The organism is Methyloversatilis universalis EHg5 (assembly GCF_000378945.1).
GTDB classification, from domain to species: Bacteria; Pseudomonadota; Gammaproteobacteria; order Burkholderiales; family Rhodocyclaceae; genus Methyloversatilis; species Methyloversatilis universalis_A.
Map to the genome: position 1 here is coordinate 3,208,774 of NZ_KB900539.1, position 22,643 is coordinate 3,231,416.

The window sequence follows — 22,643 nt, forward strand, 5'->3', positions numbered from 1 at the left end:
CGGTGGCCATCTTTTCGTACAAGGCGATGAACGCGCAGGGCCGCATGGTGTTCGGCCGCATGGACGCGGCCAATCTGGTCGACCTCGAGATGCGCCTGAAGCGCATGCAGCTGGACTTCATCAACGGCCAGCCGATGAAGCACGCGCAGCCGCTGTTCGGCCACAGCCTGCCGCGCATCGAACTGATCAATTTCAGTTTCCATCTGGAACAGCTGGTGCGCTCAGGCGTGCCGCTGATCGAGGCGCTGACCGACCTGCGCGATTCGACCGAACACCCGCGCATGCGCGAAATCGTCGCCTCGCTGGTCGAAAGCATCGAGGGCGGCCGTTCGCTGTCGCAGGCCATGGCGGAACACCCGGCCGCGTTCAGCAAGGTGTTCTGCGCGCTGGTGCGCGCCGGCGAACTGACCGGCAACCTGCCGGAGGTGCTGCGCGAACAGGTCGAGGCCTTCAAGTGGGAGGACGAACTGGTGTCGCAGACGCGCCGCCTGCTCACCTATCCGGCCATCGTCGGCACCTTCCTGCTGTTCGTGATCGCAGTGCTCATGCTGGTGGTGGTGCCCGACCTCGCCCGCTTCTTCCGCAACACCGGGCTGGAACTGCCGCTGCAGACCCGCATCCTGATGGGCACCTCCGAATTCCTTCAGGCCTGGTGGCCGGCGCTCATCGTGCTGGTGCTGGCTGCGGTCATCGGCCTGGCGACGGCTCTGCGCGTGAACCCGGCGCTGCGCCAGCGCCTGGACTGGATCAAGCTCAACCTGCCGGTGATCGGGCCCATCCTGCACAAGGTGGTGCTGTCGCGCTTCGCCAGCATGTTCGCAATGATGTACGGCGCCGGCATTCCCATCATCGACGCGGTGCGCACCTCGGAAGACGTGGTCGGCAACGCGGCGGTACGCGACGCGCTGATGCGTGCCGGCCTGCTGATCGGCCAGGGCCAGAACGTGACCGCCGCCTTCCAGAGCGTCGGCCTGTTCCCGCCGCTGGTGGTGCGCATGCTGCGGGTCGGCGAAAGCACCGGTGCCCTCGACCGCGCGCTGCGCGAGGTGTCCTATTTCTACACCCGTGATGTGCGCGAATCGATCGCGCGCGCGCAGACCGCGATGGAGCCGGCGCTCACGCTGGTGCTCGGCCTGCTGCTGATGAGCGTGGCCTTCGCGGTGCTCGGCCCGGTGTACGACATGCTGACCAAGCTGAGGATCTGATGCCGCGCCGCCACGTGCTCTATGTCGACGCCACCCACCTGGCCGCCTATGGATGGCGCGCCGGCGAGGTGACGCTGCGCGCACGTTTCGCCAACGACGCCGACGGCCACGCGCAGTTCGGTGAATTCCTGCGCCAGCGCCGCGACAGCCTCTACCTGATGCTGTGCGATCTGGTGGACGAAGCCTTCGTCGCGGAAAGCGTGCCGCATGTGAGCGGCGCCGACCGGGCGGCACTGATACGTCGCAAGCTCGCGCAGCATTTCTTCGGCACGCCCTACACCTGCGCCCGCTCGCTGGGCCGCCAGCGCACCGGCCGGCGCGACGAACAGCTGCTGTTCTGCGCACTGACCCGACCGGCGGTGCTGGAACCCTGGCTGAGCGCGCTGCGCGGTGCCGAGGTTGCGCTGAGCGGCATCCACAGCCTGCCGCTGGCCGGCGAAACCATACTCGAACGCCTGCGTCTGACCGAAGGCCAGACCCTGCTGCTGGGCATCAGCCCGGCCGGCGTGCGGCAGAGCTTCTTCGAGGGCGGCCGGCTGCGCTTCTCGCGCCTGACACCGCTGACTGCGCTGTCCAGCAACGACCTGCCGCGCGCCTGCGCCGAAGAGGCGCGCCGGCTGCATCCCTATCTGCTCGGCCAGCGTCTGATTTCGCGCAGCGAGCCGCTCACGGTACGGGTGCTGGTACCGCCGGCACGGGTGGACGATTTCGCGCTCGCCTGCCGTTCGAACGACGCGCTGCGCTTCGAACTGATAGACAGCAGCCTGGCGGCCGCCCGTCTTGGCCTGCGCCCGGCACCGCCGGACGCCGACAGCGAAACGCTGTTCGTGCAGGCGCTGATGCGGCGCACACCGGCCGAACAGTTCGCGCCCGCCACCGAACGGCGCTTCCACCGCATCTGGCTTACCCGTTTCGCGCTGCGCGCCGCAGGTTCGGTGGCCCTGGCCGCGTGCCTGCTGTACGCCACCCACAGTGCGCTCGACAGCCTCGAACTTCGGCAGGACACGCAACGTCTGGCCGACGATACGCTGCGCGCCCAGCGCCAGCGCCAGGACATCATCCAGCGGCTGCCGCCGACGCCGGTGCCGCTGGACACGCTGCGCGCGGTGCACGAACGCAGTCTGCAGATCGAACAGCGCAGCGCCCACCCTGCCACGCTGCTGACTGATCTCGGTCAGGTACTGGAACAGATGCCGCAGGTGGCGCTGGACCGGCTGGAATGGCGCATGGTGAGCGACAGTGGCGGCAGCGGCACAAGCAACGGAAACGGGATGACCGCCGGCGGAAACATGCGGGCCGATCTGGTGGTGCAGGCCCATCTGCCCCAGGAATTCGGCAGCCAGCAGCGGCGCGCGCTGGAAGTGGTGGACACGCTGGGCGTGCTGCTGCGTGCCCGCCCGGGCGTGCAGGTGCAGGTGCTGCGCCAGCCCTTCGATCTGGAATCCGGTCAGGTGCTGCGTGGCGGCACCCGTGCCGAACAGCTCGACGCCGGCAGCCCGCCACCGTTCTCGCTGCGCATCAGCCGCACGGTAAATCCGTCATGAAGCGTGAAGACCTGCGCAAGGCCAGCGGCAGCGCACTGCTCGCGCTGGCCATGGTACTGGCCGGCGGTGCGGCCATCTGGGCCAGCAACGAACTGTCGACCGAAGTGCGGCAGTCGCACGCCCGGGCCCAGGCTGGCCGCGACACAGCGCAGCGCGCGCTGTCGGCGGCCCGCGCGGAAGAAGCCGAAATCGCCGCCAAGATCGATCGCTTCCGCCATCTGGTCGAGCGCGGCGCGGTCGGGCCGGAACAGCGCCTGGCCTGGGTCGAACTGATACGCGACGCGCGTGCACGCCACGGCCTGGGCGCGGTCGATTACGAATTTTCGCCGCAGCGCCCGCTGGACCCTGCGCTGGCACCGGCAGACACCGGCCAGCTGGAAGCAACCAGCAGCGCGCTGCGCATCCGCATGCCGCTGCTGCACGAAGGCCAGCTGCTCGGCCTGCTGGACGATCTGGTCCGCTCCGCGCCGGCCATCGTGCGAGTGCGCGAATGCACGGTGAGCCGCGCCGCCTCTGCGGCGCCCGGTGGTGAACAGCTGGCCGCAGACTGCCTGCTCGACTGGATCACCTTCCGCCCGCGCAATGGAGACGCGACATGAAGCGGCTCGCCCTCACCTGTGCGCTCTGCCTGACCGGCGCCGGAGCTGGCGCACAGACGCCGGCGGACCTATCCGCGTCACCCGTGGCCAATGCAGCGGCTCCGCGCGCAGCGCTGGGCCGTCTGTTCTACAGCGAAGAGGAGCGCAGCCGGCTGGACGCACGCCGCAATGCGGCCGTCGCTGAGCACGACATTCCGCGCACCGTGGGCGCGCTGAAGCTGGATGGCGTGGTGACCCGCTCGTCCGGCCGCGGCACCTGGTTCATCAATGGTGCGGCTGCCGACGCTGATGCACTGGCCCGCCTCCCGGGCCGCGCCGAGCATGGCGTGCTGCAGCTCCAGGGCGCGGACGGACGGCCGCTTCGCCTGAAGCCGGGCGAGCGCGCCGCCATTTCGGAAGGCGGCCACGCCAGTGCCGAAGGCCCGGTCATCGACATCCGCCCGGGGCGGTCGCGGTGAAACGCCCGCCACAGCAGCAGCGGGGCGCCGCCCTCATCCTCGCCGTGGTGCTGCTCGGGCTGCTCGCGCTCACCACACTGAGCCGTGCGCTGTCGGCGCCCCCCGGGCTCGCCGAAACGCTGGCCACCGAACGCGCGCTGGCGCGCGCCCGCGACGCGCTGGTCGGCTTCGCCGCATTGGGCAACAGCGAGGGCAGTCAGGCCAATTCACCGGGCGCCCTGCCCTGCCCGGATCTCGACAACGACGGCGCGGCCGATTTCAGCTGCGCCGGTCACGTCGGGCGTCTGCCCTGGCGTACCCTGGGTCTGGGACAGACCCGCGACGGCAGCGGCGAATGTCTGTGGTATGCGCGCAGCCCGACCTACAGCAACAACATACAGACCAGCACCCGCGGAACGTCGCCGGACCGGCCGGCGCTGAATCCGGCCACGCCGGGCGAAATCGTCGAGGTCGGCAGCACCGGGCCGAGCGGACGCCTGCTGGCGGCCGCGGTGTTCGCACCAGGCTACGCGCTGGGCGGCCAGCTGCGCGGGGCGGCCGACCCGGTGTCCGGCTGCCGGGGCGGCAACATCGGCCAGTTTCTGGAAGACGTGACGGTCGCTGGCAGCGACCGGCCGCACACCAGCGGCCTGAACGCGGTCAGCCTGCTGCCGGACGCCAACTTCAACGACCGGGTGATCGCACTCGACACGCCCCGCCTGTTCGCCACCGCCAGCACCCGTGTACTGGCCGAGCTGCGACCGCAGACCATGCCTGACGACGGTACCCGCAACGCCGACGGCACGCCGGTGGCCGAATGGTGGGCGCGCAACCAGTGGTGCAGCCGCCTGTGCATGCTGGGCAGCGACGCGCGCATCGCCCTGATCGACGGTCGCATCATCGCGCGCACACTGGCCGTACTGCCCGACTGCGCCCTGCCCTGTTCCTGAACATGAAAAAGCATCGAGGATTCACGCTGGTCGAAATCGCGGTAGCGCTCACCATCATCGCGCTGCTCAGCATCGGCGCCATCGGCGCGCTGCAGATGGCCATGCTGCGCACCCGCATCGCCGAAACCCGCGAAGCGCTGCAGGCAGCACGCGAAGCAGTGACCGCCTACGCAGTGGCCAACCGCTCGCTACCCTGCCCGGCCGCATCCAGCGCCGACGGTCTGGAACAGAGCCGCAGCGGCGGCAGCTGCGCAACCAGCCGCGGCCTGCTGCCCTGGACCACGCTGGGCGTGCGCGGGCTCGACGGCTGGGGCAACCGCATCGGCTACATGGTGTCGCCAGCGCTGGTGAAGGCACCCGCCGACCGCATCCGGCTGGACAGCGCGGGCGACATCCAGATCCTGCTGAGGGATGCTGCAGGCAGCGAATTCAATGCAGCAACCACCACGGCAGTCGCCTTCGCGCTGTGGTCGCACGGCGAGAATGGCCGCGGCGCGACCACCTCAGCCGGCACCGTGGTGGCCGACGACTCGGCCACCAACAGTGACGAGGACGCCAACAGCTCGCAGCCGGATGGCTCCGCACCGCGCCGCCTTTACGCGCGCGAAGGCAGCACCAGCAGCGCCACGCCCGGTGGCGAGTTCGACGACATGGTGGAATGGGAGTCGCGCTTCGTGCTGTTCGGCCGCATGATCACCGCAGGACAGCTGCCATGACCCCCCCGACTCCTGCCCCCGCTTCATTGCTCGCCCGTCTGCGCAGCGGCGGCATCCGGCCAGAAGACAGCGCGGACGAACGGCTGAACAAGTCCCTGCTGGTGCTGGCGACCGGTCTGGTATGCGTGGCCTCGACGCTGTGGCTGGCGGTCTACTGGAGCCTGGGACCGCAGCTGTCTGCCACGCTGCCCTTCGTCTATCAGCTGCTGCTGGCGGGCAATCTGGCGGTTTTCCTGTACCGCGGCAATTTCGGAAGCTTCCGCGCAACCCAGCTCGGGCTGTTTCTGTTCGCGCCCTTCGCCGCGCAATGGGCCATCGGCAACTTCATCACCGCCAGCGGCATCCTGCTGTGGGGTCTGCTGGCGCCGATCGGTGCCATCCTGTGCATCGGCGCGCGCGAATCGCTGGCCTGGTTCTTCGCCTACGCCTTCCTGGTGGCACTGACCGGCTTCTTCGACTACTACCTGGCGGACGCCGCAACCTACCGTAACGCACTGGTGCCGGTGGAAACCAGCGTGGTGTTTTTCGCGCTCAACTTCCTGGCCGTATCCAGCATCGTATTCATGCTGCTGCGCTTCGCGATCGAACAGAAACAGATCATCGCCCGCCGCCTGGCCGAGGCACACGCGCTGCTGGAACAGGAACAGGCGTTGTCGGAACGGCTTCTGCTGAACATCCTGCCCGGCCCGGTCGCACGTCGACTCAAGGAAAACGAGAAGAACATCGCCGACGGTTTCGCCGACGTGAGCGTCATGTTCGCCGACATCGTCAATTTCACCCAGGTTGCCGCCGGCATGACGCCGGCACAGGTGTTCTCGATGCTGAACCGCGTGTTCTCGCGCTTCGACGAACAGGCGGAAGCGCGCGGGCTGGAGAAGATCAAGACCATCGGCGACGCCTATATGGTGGCTGGCGGACTGAACTCGGACAACGCCGACTACACCGCCGCCATCGCGGATCTGGCACTGGAAATGCGTGACTGGCTACGCAATCAAACCACCGGCACCGGTGTGCTGCTGGATCTGCGCATCGGCGTCGGCACCGGTCCGGTCGTGGCCGGTGTGGTCGGCAAGAAGAAATTCATCTACGACCTGTGGGGCGATACCGTCAATCTGGCCAGCCGCATCACCACCGAAGGCGTGCCCGGCATGGTGCAGGTCGACACCGCCACCTATCTCAGGCTGCGCAGCCGCTACGACTTCCACCCGCCGCAGACGCTCTATCTGAAGGGCAAGGGCGATACCGTGGTGTACCGCCTGATCGGACACCGTGCGGAGGAGGAGGTCATCAGCACCACCGATCTGGACATCGTGCTCGACTGAGCACGCCCGGTCCTCCACCAGCGCTGCGGCTCACCGTGGCGCTTCGTCCTGCGCGAACCCGCCCCCACCGTACCGTTCGCCATCCCTCCGGGCGACAGCCGCATCGCGCGCCTTCCCCGTTCGGCTATCCCCGCTCATCAGCATGAGGAGGCCAGCAGGTCACTCGGGCGGATTTAGCCGCACCGCACTGCCCTCGACCGTCCGGAAAGTCTGATCCGCCTTCAGCAAGCAGGAGGGCGTGAGGTGTCGATCGCCTTCAGCTGCGTCCAGCGCGATGAGCCGTCGGCGAAAGCGAAGCACTCTGTCGAATCCGGCGCCTGAAATGAAAAACGGGCGCCCGAAGGCGCCCGTTTGAGCACGACTTTCTGATCGGAAACCGATTAGAAGGTGTGGGCCAGACCGACGTTGAAGCCGGAATCGCCGTAGCCGTTGCCGTTCGAACCACCGGTCGAGGTACCCGAGGTACCCGAGGCGTTCTTCGAGATCGAGCAAGATGCGTTGCGGTCGTTGTCGATCTTGGCGTAGCCAGCGTAGGCGGTGGTGCGCTTCGAGAACGCGTATTCGCCGCCGAGGGCCCACTTCGAGCAATCGCTCTGAGCGGCACGGTCGTCGTTAGCCTTGACGTACGAAGCCTTCAGGGTGATCGCCGAGGTAACCGGAGCCGACAGGCCGATCAGCCAGCCGTCGCCGTCCGAGCGCAGCTTCGACTGAGCGTCGTCGCCCTGAGTCTTTTCGTAGTAAGCCGACAGCTTGACCACGCCGAAGTCGTAGCTTGCGCCAGCGACGTACAGATCGAACTCGAGGTCGCTGGCACCAAGGCCGCTCTTCTTGATCTGCAGGTTTTCGTAGTCGAGGGTGACGCTCAGCGGGCCGTTGTTGTACAGAGCGGCGATCGCGTACAGCGGGGTGTCACCGATGTCGATGGCTTGGGTGTTCTTGGCCGACGAACCGGCTTCCGACAGCAGCGACGTGGTGTAGGCAGCCAGGAACTTCAGGCCGGGGGCCAGTTCCGGGGTGATGTACACGATGGCGTTGTCAGCACGGTCAGCCTGACCGAGACCCGAGGTCTTGCCGAACAGCGAACCGGCGTTGCCAACGGTCTGGTTCTTGAACGGGTCGTACTGACCGACGAAGGAGTAGCGGGCGCCATCAACACGGCCACCGAGCACGGTACCGAAGGAGCCTTCCAGACCGACCCAGCTGTGACGGTTGGTGGTGGTGCCGAACGAGGTGCCGCTGTCGCCGGAGAAACCGAATTCGAATTCGTAGATGGCCTTCAGACCGTTACCCAGGTCTTCGTTGCCGCGGAAACCGAAGCGGTTGGTGCCGCCGATGCCGTCTTCGAAGTCGTTCAGGCGACCAACGCGGGTAGCCTGCGAGGCACCGCCGTTGTCACCACCACGCGACATGAAGCCGTAGTCGATACGACCGTAGATGGTCACGTTGGAAGCTTCGGCCATCACGGCGGCCGGGGCGAGCGCTGCGGCGATGGCAGCAGCAAGCAGTTTCTTGGACATTACGCAAATCTCCTCTTGCGATGATAGTGGGTGCCCGGATCGTATTTGGCCATGAAGCTATTGATCTTCATGGCCACTGGACTGCCGGGCTACACACCTTCGAGCTTCAGAAGGTGTGCCGGACTGTACCGAAGCAGCAAAGTCTGCCGCAAGCCATGCGTCAAATTACGTAGCCGGGCGACCGCGGTCTTGTGGTTTTTGCGCAACAGGCGCCCGGAGTCCGGAAATGCCAGAGCGGCAGTGCGCCCCTGCATCGCGCGGAATGGCGTCGGCCCGCTCTGGCGACCTCGACAGGGCCGAAGAGGCTCACGCCCCCCGCCCTCTTCCGCATCGCCGTTGTCGTGGAAATACCGGCCCCTGGGCGGACCGTCACGCCCAGCGGCATCCCGGATCCGGTGCGATCACGCGGGCGCTCTGCGGCCGCATCGCTTTTGCAGAGCATGCAGAAGCGGAAAGCCGATGTACGGACTTTGTAGGAGCCCCCGCGATGGCTGCAGATGCAAAAAAGCCCGGAACCGGTCCGGGCTTTTGTGTTCGCAACCGCTGCAGTCGCGAAATCAGACGCCGCAGCTGCCACTGCCACCTGAACGACCGATCAGGTCGAAGAATTCGCGGCGGGTGCGGGCATCCTCGCGGAAGGCGCCCAGCATGCGGCTGGTCACCATGGCCACACCCGGCTTGTGCACGCCACGCGTGGTCATGCACTCGTGGGCGGCTTCGATCACGACCGCCACGCCACGCGGCTGCAGCACCTCATACAGTGCGTCGGCCACCTGCACCGTCATCTTTTCCTGGATCTGCAGGCGCTTGGCGAACACTTCGACCAGGCGAGCCAGCTTGGAAATGCCGACCACACGGCGGTCCGGCAGATAGGCGACGTGGGCGGTACCGATGATAGGCACCATATGGTGTTCGCAGTGGCTTTCGAAGCGGATGCCGGTCAGCGCGATCACTTCGTCGTAACCCTCGACTTCCTCGAAGGTGCGCGACAGCACTTCGCGCGGATCTTCGGCATAGCCGGCAAAGAATTCCTCGTAGGCCTTGACCACCCGCTTGGGCGTATCGAGCAGGCCCTCGCGCGCAGGATCGTCGCCGGTCCAGCGGATCAGGGTGCGGACGGCCGCCTCGGCTTCTTCACGGGTCGGACGCGCGGTGTCTGTGCTCTTCATGTTCTTCCTGTACTTATATATATGGAGGTCGGCGGGCGGCTCTTGTCCCCCCAGCGTGCGCATGGAGCGGACCGGACCATTCATGGTGGCGGCGGGTCGCGCGCTTTTCAAGAGGCTTGAGCAGACTGTGACCCTTGATATGGCGTTTTTGCTCCCCAGATTGAGCACACCGTTGTTGAGTATCCAAGGCCCGGCGCGCAGCGATTGTTTCCGGATGCAAGAGGCCGGAACAGCGTTCAGACCGGCCCGCTCCATCGTTCGCCCACAGATTGCGCCGGCGGTTCAACCATAGCGTCAGGCGTACAAACACACGTCAGGAGAGGACATCCGATGAAGATCAAGCTGTCTCGTACCGCTCTCGCAGCGCTGACCGCCACCGCGTTCGGCCTCGGCGCAACCGCGACGACAGTGGACTGGCTGCGCTCCGCCGAAGCGGCGCCCCAGTCCAAGCCGGCCACCCAGGTCGCCCAGGCGGCACCGACCGTGACCGCACCGGCCACGGCACCGCTGGTGAGCGGCCTGCCCGATTTCAGCACCCTGGTCGAACAGACCTCGCCCTCGGTGGTGAATATCAGCGTGGTCGGCAAGGTGCCCCAGCGCGCGGCAATGAATCCGAATGACCCGATGTTCGAATTCTTCCGCCGCTTCGGCATTCCGGTGCCGCAGAACCCGCAACGGGGCAGCGGCGGTGAGGCACCGGCCCCGCGCGGCATCGGCTCAGGCTTTGTCATCAGCCCGGATGGCTACATCCTGACCAATGCGCACGTGGTCGCCGAAGCGGCCGAAGTGACGGTGAAATTCACCGACAAACGCGAGTACAAGGCCAAGGTGATCGGCAGCGACAAGCGCACCGACGTAGCGCTGATCAAGATCGAAGCGAAAAACCTGCCGGCGGTGAAGCTGGGCAATGCGGAAACCACCCGGGTCGGCGAATGGGTGGCCGCCATCGGCGCGCCTTTCGGCTTCGAAAACACGGTGACCGCCGGCATCGTCAGCGCCAAGTCGCGCGCGCTGCCGGACGAATCGCTGGTGCCCTTCATCCAGACCGACGTGGCGATCAACCCGGGCAATTCCGGCGGCCCGCTGTTCAACCTCAATGGCGAGGTGATCGGCATCAATTCGCAGATCTATTCGCGCACCGGCGGCTTCATGGGCTTGTCGTTCGCCATCCCGATCGATGTCGCGATGCGGGTGGCGGACCAGATCAAGCTGTACGGTCGCGCCAAACATGCGCGCCTGGGCGTGAGCATCCAGCCGATCAACCGCGAACTGGCGGACAGCTTCGGGCTGGACCGCGCCCGCGGTGCACTGGTGGCCAATATCGAACAGGGCGGTCCGGCGGACAAGGCCGGCCTGCAAGCCGGCGACGTCATCCTGTCGGTCGACGGCCGCGAGGTGTCCGATTCCTTCGACCTGCCCAAGGTGATCGGCAATCTCGCCCCGGGCAAGGCGGTGAAAATGAAAGTGTGGCGTCAGGGCGCAGAACGCGAACTGAGCGCCACGCTGGGCGAACAGTCGGACAACGAACTGGTGGCCCAGGGTGAAGGCAACCGTGACAGCAGCCCGCTGCGTGACCGTCTCGGCCTGGCGGTGCGCCCGCTGACCGGTGCCGAAGCGCAGCAGCTGGGGGTGAATCGCGGCGTTGTGGTGGCCGACGCCGGCGGCGCAGCGGCCCAGGCCGGCATACAGCCCGGTGACGCGATCCTCGCGGTCAACGGTCAGCCGGTCGGCAGCGCCGAAGAACTTGCGCGACTGGTGGAAAAGGCCAAGGGCCGGGTGGCGCTGCTGATACAGCGCGGCGACAACCGGCTGTTCGTACCGATCCGGATAGGCTGATCGTCAGCCTGCCCTTCCGGCCGCCGGCAGGAACCGCGCTCAGGCGGCCTGCCGCGGCCGGGCCAGTACCCGCCAGTCCTTGCCCACCGCACGCAGGTCGTGGATATCGAGATCGATACGCTGAGCCAGCGTGTCGAAGGGGCCGAGATTGAACAGCCCCATGCCGCGACCGAGCACAGTGGGCGCCAGATACATCAGCAGTTCGTCGACACAGCCTTCGCGCATCAGCGAGCCGTTCAGCTTGTGGCCGGATTCGGCATGCACCTCGTTGAGACCACGCGCGCCCAGCGCCTGGAACATGGCCGGCAGATCCACCTTGCCACCTTCGTTCGGCAGCACCAGCAGTTCGGCGCCGGCGTCGCGCAGCGCCCGGGCCTTCGGCGTGTCGTCCGACGCGCACACCACCAGCAGCGGCGAACGCTCGATGTCAGCGAACAGCTTCGCCTGCGGCGTGAGCTGAAGCCGCGCGTCGACGATGATGCGCAGCGGCTGACGCGGCGTGTCGACCTCGCGCACGGTCAGGCTGGGGTCATCCTCCATCACCGTACCGATGCCGGACAGCACCGCACAGGCACGTGCCCGCCAGCGGTGACCGTCGCGCCGCGCAGCCGGGCCGGTGATCCACTGGCTCACCCCGTTTTCCAGCGCGGTCACGCCGTCCAGCGTGGAGGCGGTCTTCAGCCGCACCCAGGGCCTGCCGCGGGTCATGCGCGACACGAAACCGATATTCAGTTCGCGCGCCTCGTTCTCCAGTACGCCACAGTCGGTGGCGATACCGGCTGCGCGCAGCCGCGCCAGACCGTTGCCGGCGACCAGCGGATTCGGGTCCTGCATCGCGGCGACCACGCGGGCGACGCCCGCGGCCACCAGCGCGTCGGCGCAGGGCGGCGTGCGGCCATGGTGGCTGCACGGTTCCAGCGTCACGTAGGCGGTGGCGCCACGGGCCGAATCGCCGGCGGCGCGCAGCGCATGCACTTCGGCATGCGGCTCGCCGGCCCGCTCATGCCAGCCTTCGCCGACGATGCGGCCGTCCTTCACCAGCACGCAGCCCACACGCGGATTCGGAGACGTGGTCCACAGTCCGCGTGCGGCCAGTTTCAGCGCACGCGCCATGAAGCGCGCGTCCAGCGCAACATCGGGCGCCATTCAGCCTCCGGTCTTGCGGGTTGCGCGCGGCGGCTTGGTCACTTCGCGCACCACTTCGGAAAATTCATCGACGTCCTCGAAATTGCGATAGACGCTGGCGAAGCGGATGTAGCCGATCTTGTCCAGCTTCTTCAGTTCGCGCATCACCAGTTCGCCGAGACGGTCGGTCGCCAGTTCGCGCACACCCATGGTGAGCAGGCGCTCCTCGATGCGGTCCATTGCCAGATCGACCGATTCGGTGGTGACCGGCCGCTTGCGCAGCGCCAGCATCATGCTGGCACGCAGTTTTTCGCGATCGTAGTCGGCGCGCCGACCGTCCTTCTTGACGATCTGCGGCATCTTCAGCTCGACCCGCTCATAGGTGGTGAAGCGCTTGTCGCAGTGTGCGCAGCGGCGCCGGCGACGGATGATGTCGCCGTCCTCGCTTTCGCGGGTTTCGACCACCTGGGTATCGGGGGAGCTGCAGAACGGGCATTTCATGGCGTCGCTCCGGGCATGGACGGCGCGAATGTTACGCCGGGATGCCACCTTGCGCCGCATCCGGCCCGAAATACGACGGCTTGCAGACGCCGGATCAGGCGGCCTCGCTCGCCTCGATCAGTTTCTGGTAGGTGAAGGCGGACAGCGTCAACCGGTCCGATTCCTGCACCTCAACGAATTCCAGCCCGTGGATGAAAGCCAGCGACTCGCCGTCGGCGTCCGGATTCCTCTGCGCTGAACGTATGGCCGCCCGCACGTGCACGAACTGGTCGATGTCGTCGAACTGCAGACGGAACTTGAGCAGTATCTGGTCGCCCACGCTGCCGATTGCGGCCTTCGCCGCCAGCAGCGTGCCGCCCTTGCTGATGTCCAGCATGGTGCCGGCGTACAGCGCACCATACATGTCGGTCACCGAGGTAATGAGCTTCACGCCGGCCCGCTGGGCGCGGCGTACCCGCATGCCGCGCACCTTCTTCGGATAGCTGAGGTGCAGATAGGGAAAGGGCGTGTTGGACATCTTCAGCACGTGGGCCGGAAAGGCATACACGCTCTTGCCGGAGAAAAAGCGCACGACGAAGGCGGCATCCTGCTTCACGATGGCATAAGCCCCATCCACCATGGGCGGCGTCACCATCACGCTGCGTCCTCGGGCGTAACCGAGCAGCTTTACCGCGTGACGCTGCCCGTCCTCACCGGCAGCCTGCAACTGCAGTACGTCGCCCACCTGCATCCGGATCTCTTCCAGATCGAGCAGGATGCCTTCCTTCTCCGGCGAGGTCTTCGGCTCGGCATCCTGTCCGGCGCGGACATTCATCCGCGCCATGTTGGCGGCCACCCGGTCGCGATACAGCCCGCGCTCGCTCAGCACATCCAGCTGGTTCTGCGTCTGCACGACGACACCGGCCTTCATCAGCAGCTTGTTGTTCTGGTCGTACAACGAATAAGGCAGGGGCTTGCCCAGCACCACATCATTCTTGCGGACGGGAATCATCGAAAGCCTCGCGTACAGCGTGTGATATCCATTGCGATATCGACCCGCGGACGCCGAACTTGATGTGGGTGCGCCAGCCGCGCGACCCTCGCTCACACACCCGGCCGCCCGCGTGCGCGTGCCTTCATCAGATCGTGCAGGCTGCGTGCGGCCGGCACCAGCGGCGTGCGGTGCTGCGTCCAGCCCATCTGGCTGCGCGGCGCCAGCCGGCGCAACCGGGTGGCGGCCCAGCGCAACAGCCGGTAGCGGCCAGGGCTGGCGTAGATGCCGCTCCAGAAGCGCCACACCAGTTTCTGACCGAGGCTGAACGATGCCCCCTGCCCGGCCAGCGGCTGCGCCACCGCCGCGCCCGGCGCCCGGTTGGCTTCGGTGCGCAGCCGCATCAGCAGCGACGGAATGGGGATGCGCACCGGACACACCTCGGCACAGGCGCCGCACAGGCTGGAGGCGGTCGGCAGGTCGCGGCTTGCCTCCAGCCCGAGCAGGTGCGGCGACAGGATCTGGCCTATCGGACCGGGATAGGTGGTGCCGTAGGCATGGCCGCCGACCCGCGCATAGACCGGGCAGTGGTTCATGCAGGCGCCACAGCGTATGCATTGCAGCGTCGCGCGCAGCTGGGCATCGGCGTAGGCCTGGCTGCGGCCGTTGTCGAGCAGCACCAGGTGCATGCGGCGGGGCCCGTCCTGATCACCCGGCCGGCGCGGACCGGAAATCAGGTTGAAATAGGTGGTCGCCGCCTGGCCGGTGGCCGAGCGCGGCAGCAGGCTGGCCAGCGGCAGCGCATGTTCCAGCGTATCGACCACCTTCTCGATGCCCATCATCGCGATGTGGATGTCCGGCACCGTGGTCGACAGACGCCCGTTGCCCTCGTTCTCGACCAGCCACAGCGTGCCGGTTTCGGCGATCGCGAAATTGACGCCGGAAATGCCGATATCGGCCTGCATGAAGCGCTCGCGCAGCACCTGCCGTCCGGTGTGGATGAGCGCATCGACATCTTCGGTATAGCCGACACCCGGGATTTTCTGCTCGAACAGGCGGGCGATGTCCTGCTTCGTCTTGTGGATGGCCGGCATCACGATGTGCGACGGCCGCTCGCCGGCCAGCTGCACGATGTACTCGCCCATGTCCGATTCCAGGCACTCGACGCCGCGCGCCTCGAGGTAGTGGTTCAGCTCCACCTCCTCGCTCACCATGGACTTGCCCTTGATCACCCGCCGCGCACCCGCTTCGGTGGCGATGCGGTGGATGATGGCGCAGGCCTCGTCCGGCGTGTCCGCCCAGTGCACCTCGACGCCGCGCGCCTGCAGATTCGCTTCCAGCTTTTCCAGCAGCGCCGGCAGATGGGCCAGCGCGTGCTTGCGCACCGCCTCGCCAAGATCGCGCAGCGCCTCGGTTTCTACCGGGTCCGGAAACTGGCTGGCCCGCTTGTCGCGCAGGAAGTGCATGGCGCTGCGGAAGTTGTCGCGCAGGCCGTCGTCGGCCAGCGCCTCGCTCACCCGGCCGCGGAACTGTGCCGGCGATACGAAATGCAGGGGCTGCGCGCTCATGCGGTCTCTCCGTCGGTGATCACCAGCACGATCAGTTCGCGCGGACCGTGCGCGCCATAGGCCAGCGTCTGCTGGATGTCGGCGGTGCGCGACGGGCTGGACACCAGCACCCGGTTGGTCGGCATGTCGTCGGCCCAGCGCTGCGCGCTGGCGGCGTGGTGCAGGTCGTCGTACAGGTCGCGCGCGTCGATGCAGACCAGGCTGACCGGCGGCACCAGCGACAGCGTACGCGGCAGCGCACCGCCGTGATTCAGCAGCAGTGCGCCGGTGGCCGCAATGCCGGCCGACGCCGGCGTGAAGCCGGCGTCGACCGTTTCGAACAGCTCACGCTTCCAGCCTTCGATCGCGCCGTCGAAGCACACGGTGTCGACCGTGTCCGGCAGCGCCGCGGCCAGCGTGGCCGCGCGTGCGCAGGTGCCCAGCGCCAGCCGGCGCACGCCGCGCTGCTGCAGCGCCCCGGCCGCCACCGGCGCCCAGTCGTGCGGCCCGGCCAGTTTCACGTCGACGCGCGACGCACGCAGCCGCACACACAGCTGGTTCAGGCGTTCGGCCGGGGTCGGCCGCGGACGCTGCGCGTAGTAGCCGGCCACATCCGGCGGGGCGACCGGCGCACCGGGTTCGGCGGCGCGCAGCCGCGCCAGGATGCGGTCACGGGCGCTCATGCCGCGCCCTCCAGCCGGCGGCGCAGGAAGGTGGCGATGTGTTCGCCCCGCAAGGGCCGGCCCTGGTGTTCGGCCGCATGCGTGATGTTGAGCATGCAGCCGCAGTCCGCGGTCACGAAACGGTCGCACACCGCCGACAGGCTGGCCACCTTGTCGCGCACGATGGCGCCGGAAATGTCGGCGTGCTTGAGCGAGAACACGCCGCCAAAGCCGCAGCATTCCGATTCGCTGGCGTGGGTGTCGAGCGTGACGCCGGGCAGTGCGGACAGCAGCTGCACGCCGTGCACCCGCGTACCCATTTCGCGACGGGCGCTGCACGAGGTGTGCAGGCCCACGGTCACCGGCTCGCCGCCGGCAGCGGAATAGTCGACCGCCAGCACCTCGACCAGAAAGCCGGCCAGTTCATGCACCCGGCCGGCCACGTCGCGCGCGCGCGCCTGCAGCGCCGGATCGTCGTCGAACAGTGTCGGCCAGTGGTGACGCATCATGCCGGCGCAGGAGCCCGAGGGCACGACAATGGGCCAGGGCTGGTCGAACAGCGCGATCTGCGCCGCCGCCACCCGCCGCGCCTCGTCCGGATTGCCGCTGGTAAAGGCCGGCTGGCCGCAGCAGCTCTGGGCCGGCGGGTAATGCACGGTGAGCCCTTCGCGTTCGAGCAGACGCACCGCGTCCAGCCCGGCTTCGGGCACGAACAGGTCGATCAGGCAGGTGCCGAACAGATAGACCTGATCGGGGCGCGGCGGGCGGACAGCGTGCATCGGGAACTCCGGTGGTCGCGACCCGGGGCGGGCAGCGTGATGGGAGCGCATGATCGCGAGCGCCCGCATTCAGGCAAAATTGGTCGGACCAATTCAGAGCGATGCCGCCATGCCTGTCTCCGCCGCCGACCGCGCCACCCGCGCACTGGAAGCCCGCCTGCTCGACGGCCATTACCCGGCCGGAGCCCGCCTGCCGGCTGAGCGCGCACTGGCCGAAGAACTGGGGGTGTCGCGCGGCACGCTGCGCGAGGCGATACAGCGCCTGGCCGCGCGCGGTCTGCTCGCCACCCGGGTCGGCAGTGGCGTGTATGTAACCGAAAGGCTGCACGGCGGGCTGGCGTCGCCCTGGCGACAGCTGCTGGCCGAGCACCCGCATCTGGGCAGCGACATGCTGGAATTCCGGCGCGTGCTCGAGGGCGCTGCGGCGCAGTTCGCGGCGGAACGCGCCAGCCGCGCCGACCTCGCCACGCTGCGCGGCGTGATCGACCGGCTGCGCCGCGCGCGCCGCGACGATGACGAGGCACAGGAGGTGCTGCTCGATTCGGTGTGGCACGGCAGCATCGCCGCGGCCGCCCACAACAGCATGTTCGGCTATCTGCAGGCCAATCTGCTGGCCATGCACCGCGAGCACATCGCACACAACCAGGCGGGCCTGCGCTATGGCGACCGGGCGGTGGCCGAGGCGCTGTGGCAGCAGCACTTCGCGCTGTGGGAGGCGATACGCGGGCGCGACCCGGATCGCGCCCGCGACACCATGTACGCGCACATCGACTTCGTGCGGGCACGGCTGGCGTCGGATGCGGCGCGCGTGGTGCCCTGATCGCGACGGCGGTCCTTATCGAAGCTGGCGGCTTGCAGCAGCCGTATCGCGAGCAAGCTCGCTCCCACAAAAGCACTCCCGCCTCGTGGCCCGAGCCGGATTCTGTGGGAGGGGTCTTCTGACCCCGACTGCGCCCGCGATGCGCTGCGTCAGCGGCTCGGAAAGCGCCCGCGCCCCAGGCCGTATCGGCTGAGCCGGCGATAGAAGGTGGCGCGCGGCATGCCGATCAGCGCGGCCGCTTCGGTGGCGCGCCAGCCGCTGGCTTCCATCGCCTCGATGATGCGGCGGCGCTCGTCCGCCTCGGCTTCGCTGCGCGGCTCGGCGGTCGACGGTGCCGGCTGGTCCAGCGCACGCAGCAGGTTGTCGGGCAGGTGCAGGCGCGACAGCACATCCGATTCGCACACCGCGACCGCATAGCGCAGCGTGTTGCGCAGCTGCCGGATATTGCCCGGCCAAGCGTAGCTCATGAGCTCGTCGGCCAGTTCGTCCGGCAGCGCGATGTCGCGGCCGGCTGCCGCGCATTCCTCGTCGAACACCTGCTGCAGCACCTGGCGTCGGTCGCTGCGCGCGCGCAGTGGCGGCAGCGTGAAGGTGGCGGCGTTGAGCCGGTAGTACAGGTCTTCGCGGAAGCGGCCGGCGGCCACCAGTGCCTCCAGGTCGCGGTGGGTTGCGCACACCACGTTCAGGTCCACCTTCTCCGGCTCGGTACCACCCAGGCGCAGCACCTCGCCCTCGGCCAGCACCCGCAGCAGCCGGGTCTGCAGCGGCAGAGGCATGTCGCCGATCTCGTCCAGGAACAGGGTGCCACCGCTGGACAGCTGGATCTTGCCCGCCTCGCCCTTCGCCTTGGCGCCGGTGAACGCGCCCTCGCGGTAACCGAACAGTTCGCTCTCGATCAGGTTTTCCGGAATGGCCGCGCAGTTCAGCGCGACGAAGGGCTGGTCGCGCCGCTCGCTCTGCGCGTGGATGGCGTGCGCGAACGCTTCCTTGCCGGCGCCGGTTTCGCCCAGCAGCAGAATGGGCAGTCGGCTGTTCACGATGCGCTTCAGGCGCTGGATGTCGCTGGCGATGCGGGTGTCTCCGGCCGCCAGCGTCGAGAAATCGTGCCGGCCCTGCACCACCCGGCGCGGCTGCCGCCGCTGCTCCGGCACCCGCACCACCGCCGACAGCACGTGGCCGCTGCTCAGGCGGCGCAGCCCCACCGGCATGCCCGGCCGGTCGTGCGCGGCGCGCAGCAGTTCGTCGGCGCTCAGGTCGAACACCTCGTGGAAGGCGCGCGGCAACGGGCCAGCGTATTCCAGCAGTTCGACATGGGCGAGGAAGTTGGCCTGCACGATGCGGCCGCGCTCGTCCAGCGCCAGCAGGTAGCTGCGCTCCGGGTCCAGCCCGCGGCCGACGCCGGCGATCTGCACCGTCCAGCGGTGGCGGTTCGCTTCGATGAACCAGGCGTTCTCGATGAAGCGCGCGTTCTGCGCCACCAGCTGGAACACCACCGACTGGCTGCGCCGGTCGTCCGGCGACGCCAGCGCCGACGCATTGATCACCGCCACCACGTCATTGTCCGGGCCGAACACCGGCGCGGCGCTGCAGGTGATGCCGATGTTGTAGGCACGGAAGTGCTCGCCCTTGTGCACCAGGATGGGCGCGCGGTCGATCAGCGTGGTGCCGACGCCGCACGTGCCTTCATCGCGTTCCGACCAGCAGGCTCCGACACGGAAGCCGCGCGACCGGAACTCGTGGTCGACGGATGGCTGACCGCGGAAATCCACCGTGCTGCCTTCGGCGTCGGTCATCAGCACGCAGTAGCCGGCGTCCTTGATCTGGCTGTGCAGCTTGCCCACGCCGAGCCGGGCCAGCTGCAGGAAAGGCTCGATGCGGCCGCAGCGCTCACGCACCTCGGCCGCGCTCAGGATGCGCGGCGAAGCAGGCATTTCCGGATCGACCCGGTGCTGTTCCATCGAACGTCGCCAGGACTCGGCGATGCGGTCCTGACCCGGCACCAGCAATTCGCCGCCGCGTGGCGACGACAGCGCGCCGACCTGCCTCATGTGCTGCGAAAACGCATCTCTGAATCGCATGGCCTTTCCTCCTCCGTATGTACGACATCATCGCCGGGTGCAGTGCACCGGCTGTTTTCGCGACAGTGTAGGAGAGCGTTTCGACACGCTTCAAGCACAACCGCTGCTGCGGCGCACAACGGAAGCACCCTCGCAAGCCCATGAAATACAAGGATTTGTCTCACTTCGAGTGAGACGCCATCTCACTGTCCCGGGATGAGGAAGCGCAGTCGCTGCAGCGCAACAACCGGGAAGACCGCCCACCGTTCTCCGCCGCATTCCGCATTGCAGGACGCTTTGCGCCCGGTCGCCCCCGCACGCCGACGTCATCCGGCGGCGCGCTGTCGACGCTGGCACGGTGCTCGCTGCCTGGCTCCCCGCATCAGCCCAACAGCGAGGACAGCATGGAGCAGGACAACCCGAAAAAGAGTGTCACCCCCGATCACGGAAGCGGCTGCTGCCAGTCACGACGCGAAGCGATGAAGGCCGCGCTGGCGGTGACCGCCCTGTTCGGCGGCACGGTGCGCAGCGCGCATGCCAACGAAGCGGCCGACCTGCCGCCGCAGCCGGGCGACCGCCTGGTGCGCATGGACGACGAAGGCGCGCCACAGCCATTGAAGGCGACCGACATTCCGCTCGCCAGCAAGCCGGTGCGCGCCCTGCCCTTCGCCGCGGACGACGCGCTGCTGCGCGACGGCAGCCGGCTCGGCCGGGTCATCCTGATGCGCTTCGACCCGGCAGCGCTCGACGCCGAAACCCGCGCCCGCAGCGCCGATGGCGTGCTCGCCTACTCGGCGGTGTGCACCCACCAGGGCTGCGAAGTCAGCGAATGGGACGCCAATGGCGGCGCCATGTTCTGTTTCTGCCACTTCTCCAAGTTCGACCCGCTGAAGGCCGGCACGGTCACCGCCGGCCCGGCCGGCCGCGCCCTGCCCTGGCTGCCGCTGAAGAGCGAGAACGGCGAACTGGTGGTGGCCGGCAGCTTCAGCTCGGCCCCCGGCGTACGCAAGGGCTGACCCGGATACGCGTTTCACACCGCCCGGGCGTCACAAGGCGAAGCGTCCGGGCTGCAGCAACGGCCGCGCCCACGAAGCGCGACCACATCTTCGCCCTACAACACAGGAGGAAGCATGAGAAACACGATGAAGCGGACCGTCCTCGCGGCGGCACTGCTCGCGCCGCTGGCGGCCACGGCGGCACTGCCCGCCTACGCGCCGGTCACCGACGCGCGGCTGAACAAGCCGGAAGCGCAGAACTGGCTGATGTACCGCGCCAACTACGCCGGCTGGGGCTACAGCCCGCTCAAGCAGGTGAGCGACAAGAACGTCGACAAGCTGCAGCTGGCCTGGGCCTTCTCGACCGGCATGACCGAAGGGCATCAGGCGCCGCCCATCGTGAACAACGGCTACATGTTCGTCGCCACGCCGAACAACCAGGTCATTTGTCTGGAAGCGAAGAGCGGCCGCGAAATCTGGCGCTACAAGAAGACCATTCCGGACGAGCTGCAGCAGCTGCACCCGACCAACCGCGGTGTCGCGCTGTACGGTGACCGCGTGTACATCGCCACCACCGACGCCTTCCTGGTCGCGCTCGACGCCAAGACCGGCAAAGAGGTGTGGAAGACCGCGGTGGCCGACTGGAAGTCCGGCTACTACATGACGCTGGCGCCGCTGGCCGCCAAGGGCAAGATCATGATCGGCAGCTCGGGCGGCGAATACGGCATCCGCGGCTTCGTCGCCGCCTTCGACGCCGACAGCGGCAAGGAAGCCTGGCGCACTTACACCATCGCCGGCCCGGGCGAACCCGGTGGCGACAGCTGGCCGGGCGACACCTACAAGCGCGGCGGCGGCTCGGTGTGGATCACCGGCACCTATGACCCGGACACCAACCTCGCCTTCTGGGGTGTCGGCAACGCCGGCCCGTGGATGGCCGACACCCGCAGTGGCGACAACCTGTACGCCAATTCGGTGCTGGCGCTGGACGTCGACACCGGCAAGCTCAAGGGTTACCACCAGTACCACCACAATGATTCGTGGGACTGGGACGAGGTATCCGCCCCGCTGCTGATCGACCTCGAGCACAAGGGCAAGAAGGTGAAGTCGCTGGTGCACGCCGGCCGCAACGGCTATCTGTGGATGCTGGAGCGCACCGACAGCAAGGTGAATTACGTGAATGCCTGGCCCTATGTCACGCAGAACGTATTCACCCAGCTCGACCCGAAGACCGGTCGCCCGACCTACGACCCGGCGCGCATCCCGGCCACCGGCAAGACGGTGAATTTCTGCCCCTCGCTGTGGGGCGGCAAGGACTGGCCGCCCGAGGCCTACAACCCGCACACCGGCCTGCTCTACATCCCGGCGCAGAACAATCTGTGCTCGGAACTGACCGGCGAACCGGTCAAGTACAACAAGGGCGAGCTCTACCTCGGCGTGTCGATCGAGAACGTGCTCACCAATGTGCGCATGACGCCGGAGTCGAAGGTGCATATCGGCGAAGTGCAGGCCTGGGATCTGAAGACCGGCAAGAAGGTGTGGACCCACACCTATCCGGAAATGAACTGGGGCCCGCTGATGACCACCGCCGGCAATCTGGTGTTCGGCGGCGGCACCAACGACCGCAAGTTCCGCGCCTTCAATGCCAGCACCGGCAAGCTGCTGTGGGAATTCCCGACCAATTCGGGCGTGACCGGCGTGCCCTCAAGCTTCGAGGTCGACGGCGAACAGTACATCGCGGTGCAGTCCGGCTGGGGTGTTGATGCCGAACGCATGCAGGGTGCTTTCAATGCGGTGCTCGACAAGAAGACCACGGTGCCGCAGGGCGGCGTGATCTGGGTGTTCAAGCTGCCCAGGAAGTGACCCGCCAGGGCGCCCGACCCACCGCGCGCCCG

20 protein-coding genes are annotated in these 22,643 nt (G+C 67.7%); 11 read left to right on the forward strand and 9 right to left on the reverse strand.

The annotated features are described in order from the left end of the window. Nucleotides 1-2: 2 nt before the first annotated feature. From METUNV2_RS0114730 to METUNV2_RS0114760, 7 genes are read left to right on the forward strand one after another with little or no spacing between them, the layout of a single operon-like run. Nucleotides 3-1,205 carry a type II secretion system F family protein gene (locus tag METUNV2_RS0114730; RefSeq protein ID WP_018230236.1) on the forward strand — a complete coding sequence of 401 codons (1,203 nt, stop codon included), beginning with the start codon at nt 3-5 and terminating at the stop codon, nt 1,203-1,205. Further along, the gene (locus tag METUNV2_RS0114735; protein ID WP_018230237.1) at nt 1,205-2,749 is read left to right on the forward strand and encodes a hypothetical protein; all 1,545 of its coding nucleotides are present in this window, start codon (nt 1,205-1,207) and stop codon (nt 2,747-2,749) included. The genes METUNV2_RS0114730 and METUNV2_RS0114735 overlap by 1 nt, the downstream gene beginning before the upstream one ends. Further along, nucleotides 2,746-3,348: a hypothetical protein gene (locus METUNV2_RS0114740; RefSeq protein WP_018230238.1), complete on the forward strand. Its 603-nt coding sequence runs from the start codon at nt 2,746-2,748 to the stop codon at nt 3,346-3,348. The genes METUNV2_RS0114735 and METUNV2_RS0114740 overlap by 4 nt, the downstream gene beginning before the upstream one ends. Continuing rightward, on the forward strand, nt 3,345-3,806 hold the full coding sequence (locus tag METUNV2_RS0114745) for a hypothetical protein (RefSeq protein WP_018230239.1): 462 nt from the start codon (nt 3,345-3,347) through the stop codon (nt 3,804-3,806). The genes METUNV2_RS0114740 and METUNV2_RS0114745 overlap by 4 nt, the downstream gene beginning before the upstream one ends. Continuing rightward, nucleotides 3,803-4,735 carry a hypothetical protein gene (locus METUNV2_RS0114750; protein WP_018230240.1) on the forward strand — a complete coding sequence of 311 codons (933 nt, stop codon included), beginning with the start codon at nt 3,803-3,805 and terminating at the stop codon, nt 4,733-4,735. The genes METUNV2_RS0114745 and METUNV2_RS0114750 overlap by 4 nt, the downstream gene beginning before the upstream one ends. Nucleotides 4,736-4,737: 2 nt before the next feature. Next, a complete protein-coding gene (locus tag METUNV2_RS0114755) occupies nt 4,738-5,451 on the forward strand; it encodes a type II secretion system protein (RefSeq protein WP_018230241.1) in 714 nt (237 codons plus the stop codon). Next, a complete protein-coding gene (locus METUNV2_RS0114760) occupies nt 5,448-6,773 on the forward strand; it encodes an adenylate/guanylate cyclase domain-containing protein (RefSeq protein WP_051081936.1) in 1,326 nt (441 codons plus the stop codon). Before METUNV2_RS0114755 ends, METUNV2_RS0114760 begins: the two co-directional genes overlap by 4 nt. Before the next feature lie 380 nt (nt 6,774-7,153). Here METUNV2_RS0114760 and METUNV2_RS0114765 read toward each other — a convergent pair whose 3' ends face one another. Both METUNV2_RS0114765 and folE read right to left on the reverse strand, forming a co-directional pair. After that, the gene (locus tag METUNV2_RS0114765) at nt 7,154-8,290 is read right to left on the reverse strand and encodes a porin (RefSeq protein ID WP_018230243.1); all 1,137 of its coding nucleotides are present in this window, start codon (nt 8,288-8,290) and stop codon (nt 7,154-7,156) included. A gap of 557 nt (nt 8,291-8,847) precedes the next feature. Beyond that, nucleotides 8,848-9,459, reverse strand: coding sequence for a GTP cyclohydrolase I FolE (gene folE, locus METUNV2_RS0114770; RefSeq protein ID WP_018230244.1), 612 nt, complete (start codon nt 9,457-9,459; stop codon nt 8,848-8,850). Nucleotides 9,460-9,789: 330 nt separating this feature from the next. Between folE and METUNV2_RS0114780 the strand changes: the two genes are divergently transcribed. Then, entirely contained in the window at nt 9,790-11,295 is a 1,506-nt protein-coding gene (locus tag METUNV2_RS0114780) for a DegQ family serine endoprotease (protein WP_018230246.1), read from the forward strand. A gap of 39 nt (nt 11,296-11,334) precedes the next feature. Here METUNV2_RS0114780 and ribD read toward each other — a convergent pair whose 3' ends face one another. The 6 genes from ribD to METUNV2_RS0114810 all read right to left on the reverse strand — a co-directional run bounded on the left by ribD (nt 11,335) and on the right by METUNV2_RS0114810 (nt 16,879). Next, the gene (gene ribD, locus METUNV2_RS0114785; protein WP_018230247.1) at nt 11,335-12,441 is read right to left on the reverse strand and encodes a bifunctional diaminohydroxyphosphoribosylaminopyrimidine deaminase/5-amino-6-(5-phosphoribosylamino)uracil reductase RibD; all 1,107 of its coding nucleotides are present in this window, start codon (nt 12,439-12,441) and stop codon (nt 11,335-11,337) included. Next, nucleotides 12,442-12,921 (reverse strand): transcriptional regulator NrdR, encoded by a 480-nt coding sequence (gene nrdR / locus METUNV2_RS0114790; RefSeq protein ID WP_008061950.1) that lies wholly within the window; start codon nt 12,919-12,921, stop codon nt 12,442-12,444. It abuts the gene before it with no gap. A 94-nt stretch (nt 12,922-13,015) separates the two neighbouring features. Then, nucleotides 13,016-13,912, reverse strand: coding sequence for a flagellar brake protein (locus tag METUNV2_RS0114795; RefSeq protein ID WP_018230248.1), 897 nt, complete (start codon nt 13,910-13,912; stop codon nt 13,016-13,018). Nucleotides 13,913-14,004: 92 nt separating this feature from the next. After that, nucleotides 14,005-15,459: a LutB/LldF family L-lactate oxidation iron-sulfur protein gene (locus METUNV2_RS0114800; RefSeq protein ID WP_018230249.1), complete on the reverse strand. Its 1,455-nt coding sequence runs from the start codon at nt 15,457-15,459 to the stop codon at nt 14,005-14,007. Continuing rightward, nucleotides 15,456-16,121, reverse strand: coding sequence for a LutC/YkgG family protein (locus tag METUNV2_RS0114805; RefSeq protein ID WP_018230250.1), 666 nt, complete (start codon nt 16,119-16,121; stop codon nt 15,456-15,458). Before METUNV2_RS0114805 ends, METUNV2_RS0114800 begins: the two co-directional genes overlap by 4 nt. Next, nucleotides 16,118-16,879: a (Fe-S)-binding protein gene (locus tag METUNV2_RS0114810; protein ID WP_018230251.1), complete on the reverse strand. Its 762-nt coding sequence runs from the start codon at nt 16,877-16,879 to the stop codon at nt 16,118-16,120. Before METUNV2_RS0114810 ends, METUNV2_RS0114805 begins: the two co-directional genes overlap by 4 nt. Before the next feature lie 109 nt (nt 16,880-16,988). On the opposite strand from METUNV2_RS0114810, the gene METUNV2_RS0114815 reads away from it, so the two are divergent. Then, nucleotides 16,989-17,699: a FadR/GntR family transcriptional regulator gene (locus METUNV2_RS0114815; protein ID WP_018230252.1), complete on the forward strand. Its 711-nt coding sequence runs from the start codon at nt 16,989-16,991 to the stop codon at nt 17,697-17,699. Between the two features lie 149 nt (nt 17,700-17,848). Here the strand turns inward: METUNV2_RS0114815 and METUNV2_RS0114820 are convergent, their stop codons facing one another. Further along, complete coding sequence (locus tag METUNV2_RS0114820; RefSeq protein WP_018230253.1) at nt 17,849-19,777, reverse strand: sigma-54-dependent Fis family transcriptional regulator; 1,929 nt, start codon at nt 19,775-19,777, stop codon at nt 17,849-17,851. A 458-nt stretch (nt 19,778-20,235) separates the two neighbouring features. Between METUNV2_RS0114820 and METUNV2_RS0114825 the strand changes: the two genes are divergently transcribed. Both METUNV2_RS0114825 and METUNV2_RS0114830 read left to right on the forward strand, forming a co-directional pair. Next, nucleotides 20,236-20,772: a QcrA and Rieske domain-containing protein gene (locus tag METUNV2_RS0114825; RefSeq protein ID WP_018230254.1), complete on the forward strand. Its 537-nt coding sequence runs from the start codon at nt 20,236-20,238 to the stop codon at nt 20,770-20,772. Between the two features lie 126 nt (nt 20,773-20,898). Further along, nucleotides 20,899-22,611: a methanol/ethanol family PQQ-dependent dehydrogenase gene (locus METUNV2_RS0114830; RefSeq protein ID WP_018230255.1), complete on the forward strand. Its 1,713-nt coding sequence runs from the start codon at nt 20,899-20,901 to the stop codon at nt 22,609-22,611. The last annotated feature ends 32 nt before the right edge of the window (nt 22,612-22,643 follow it).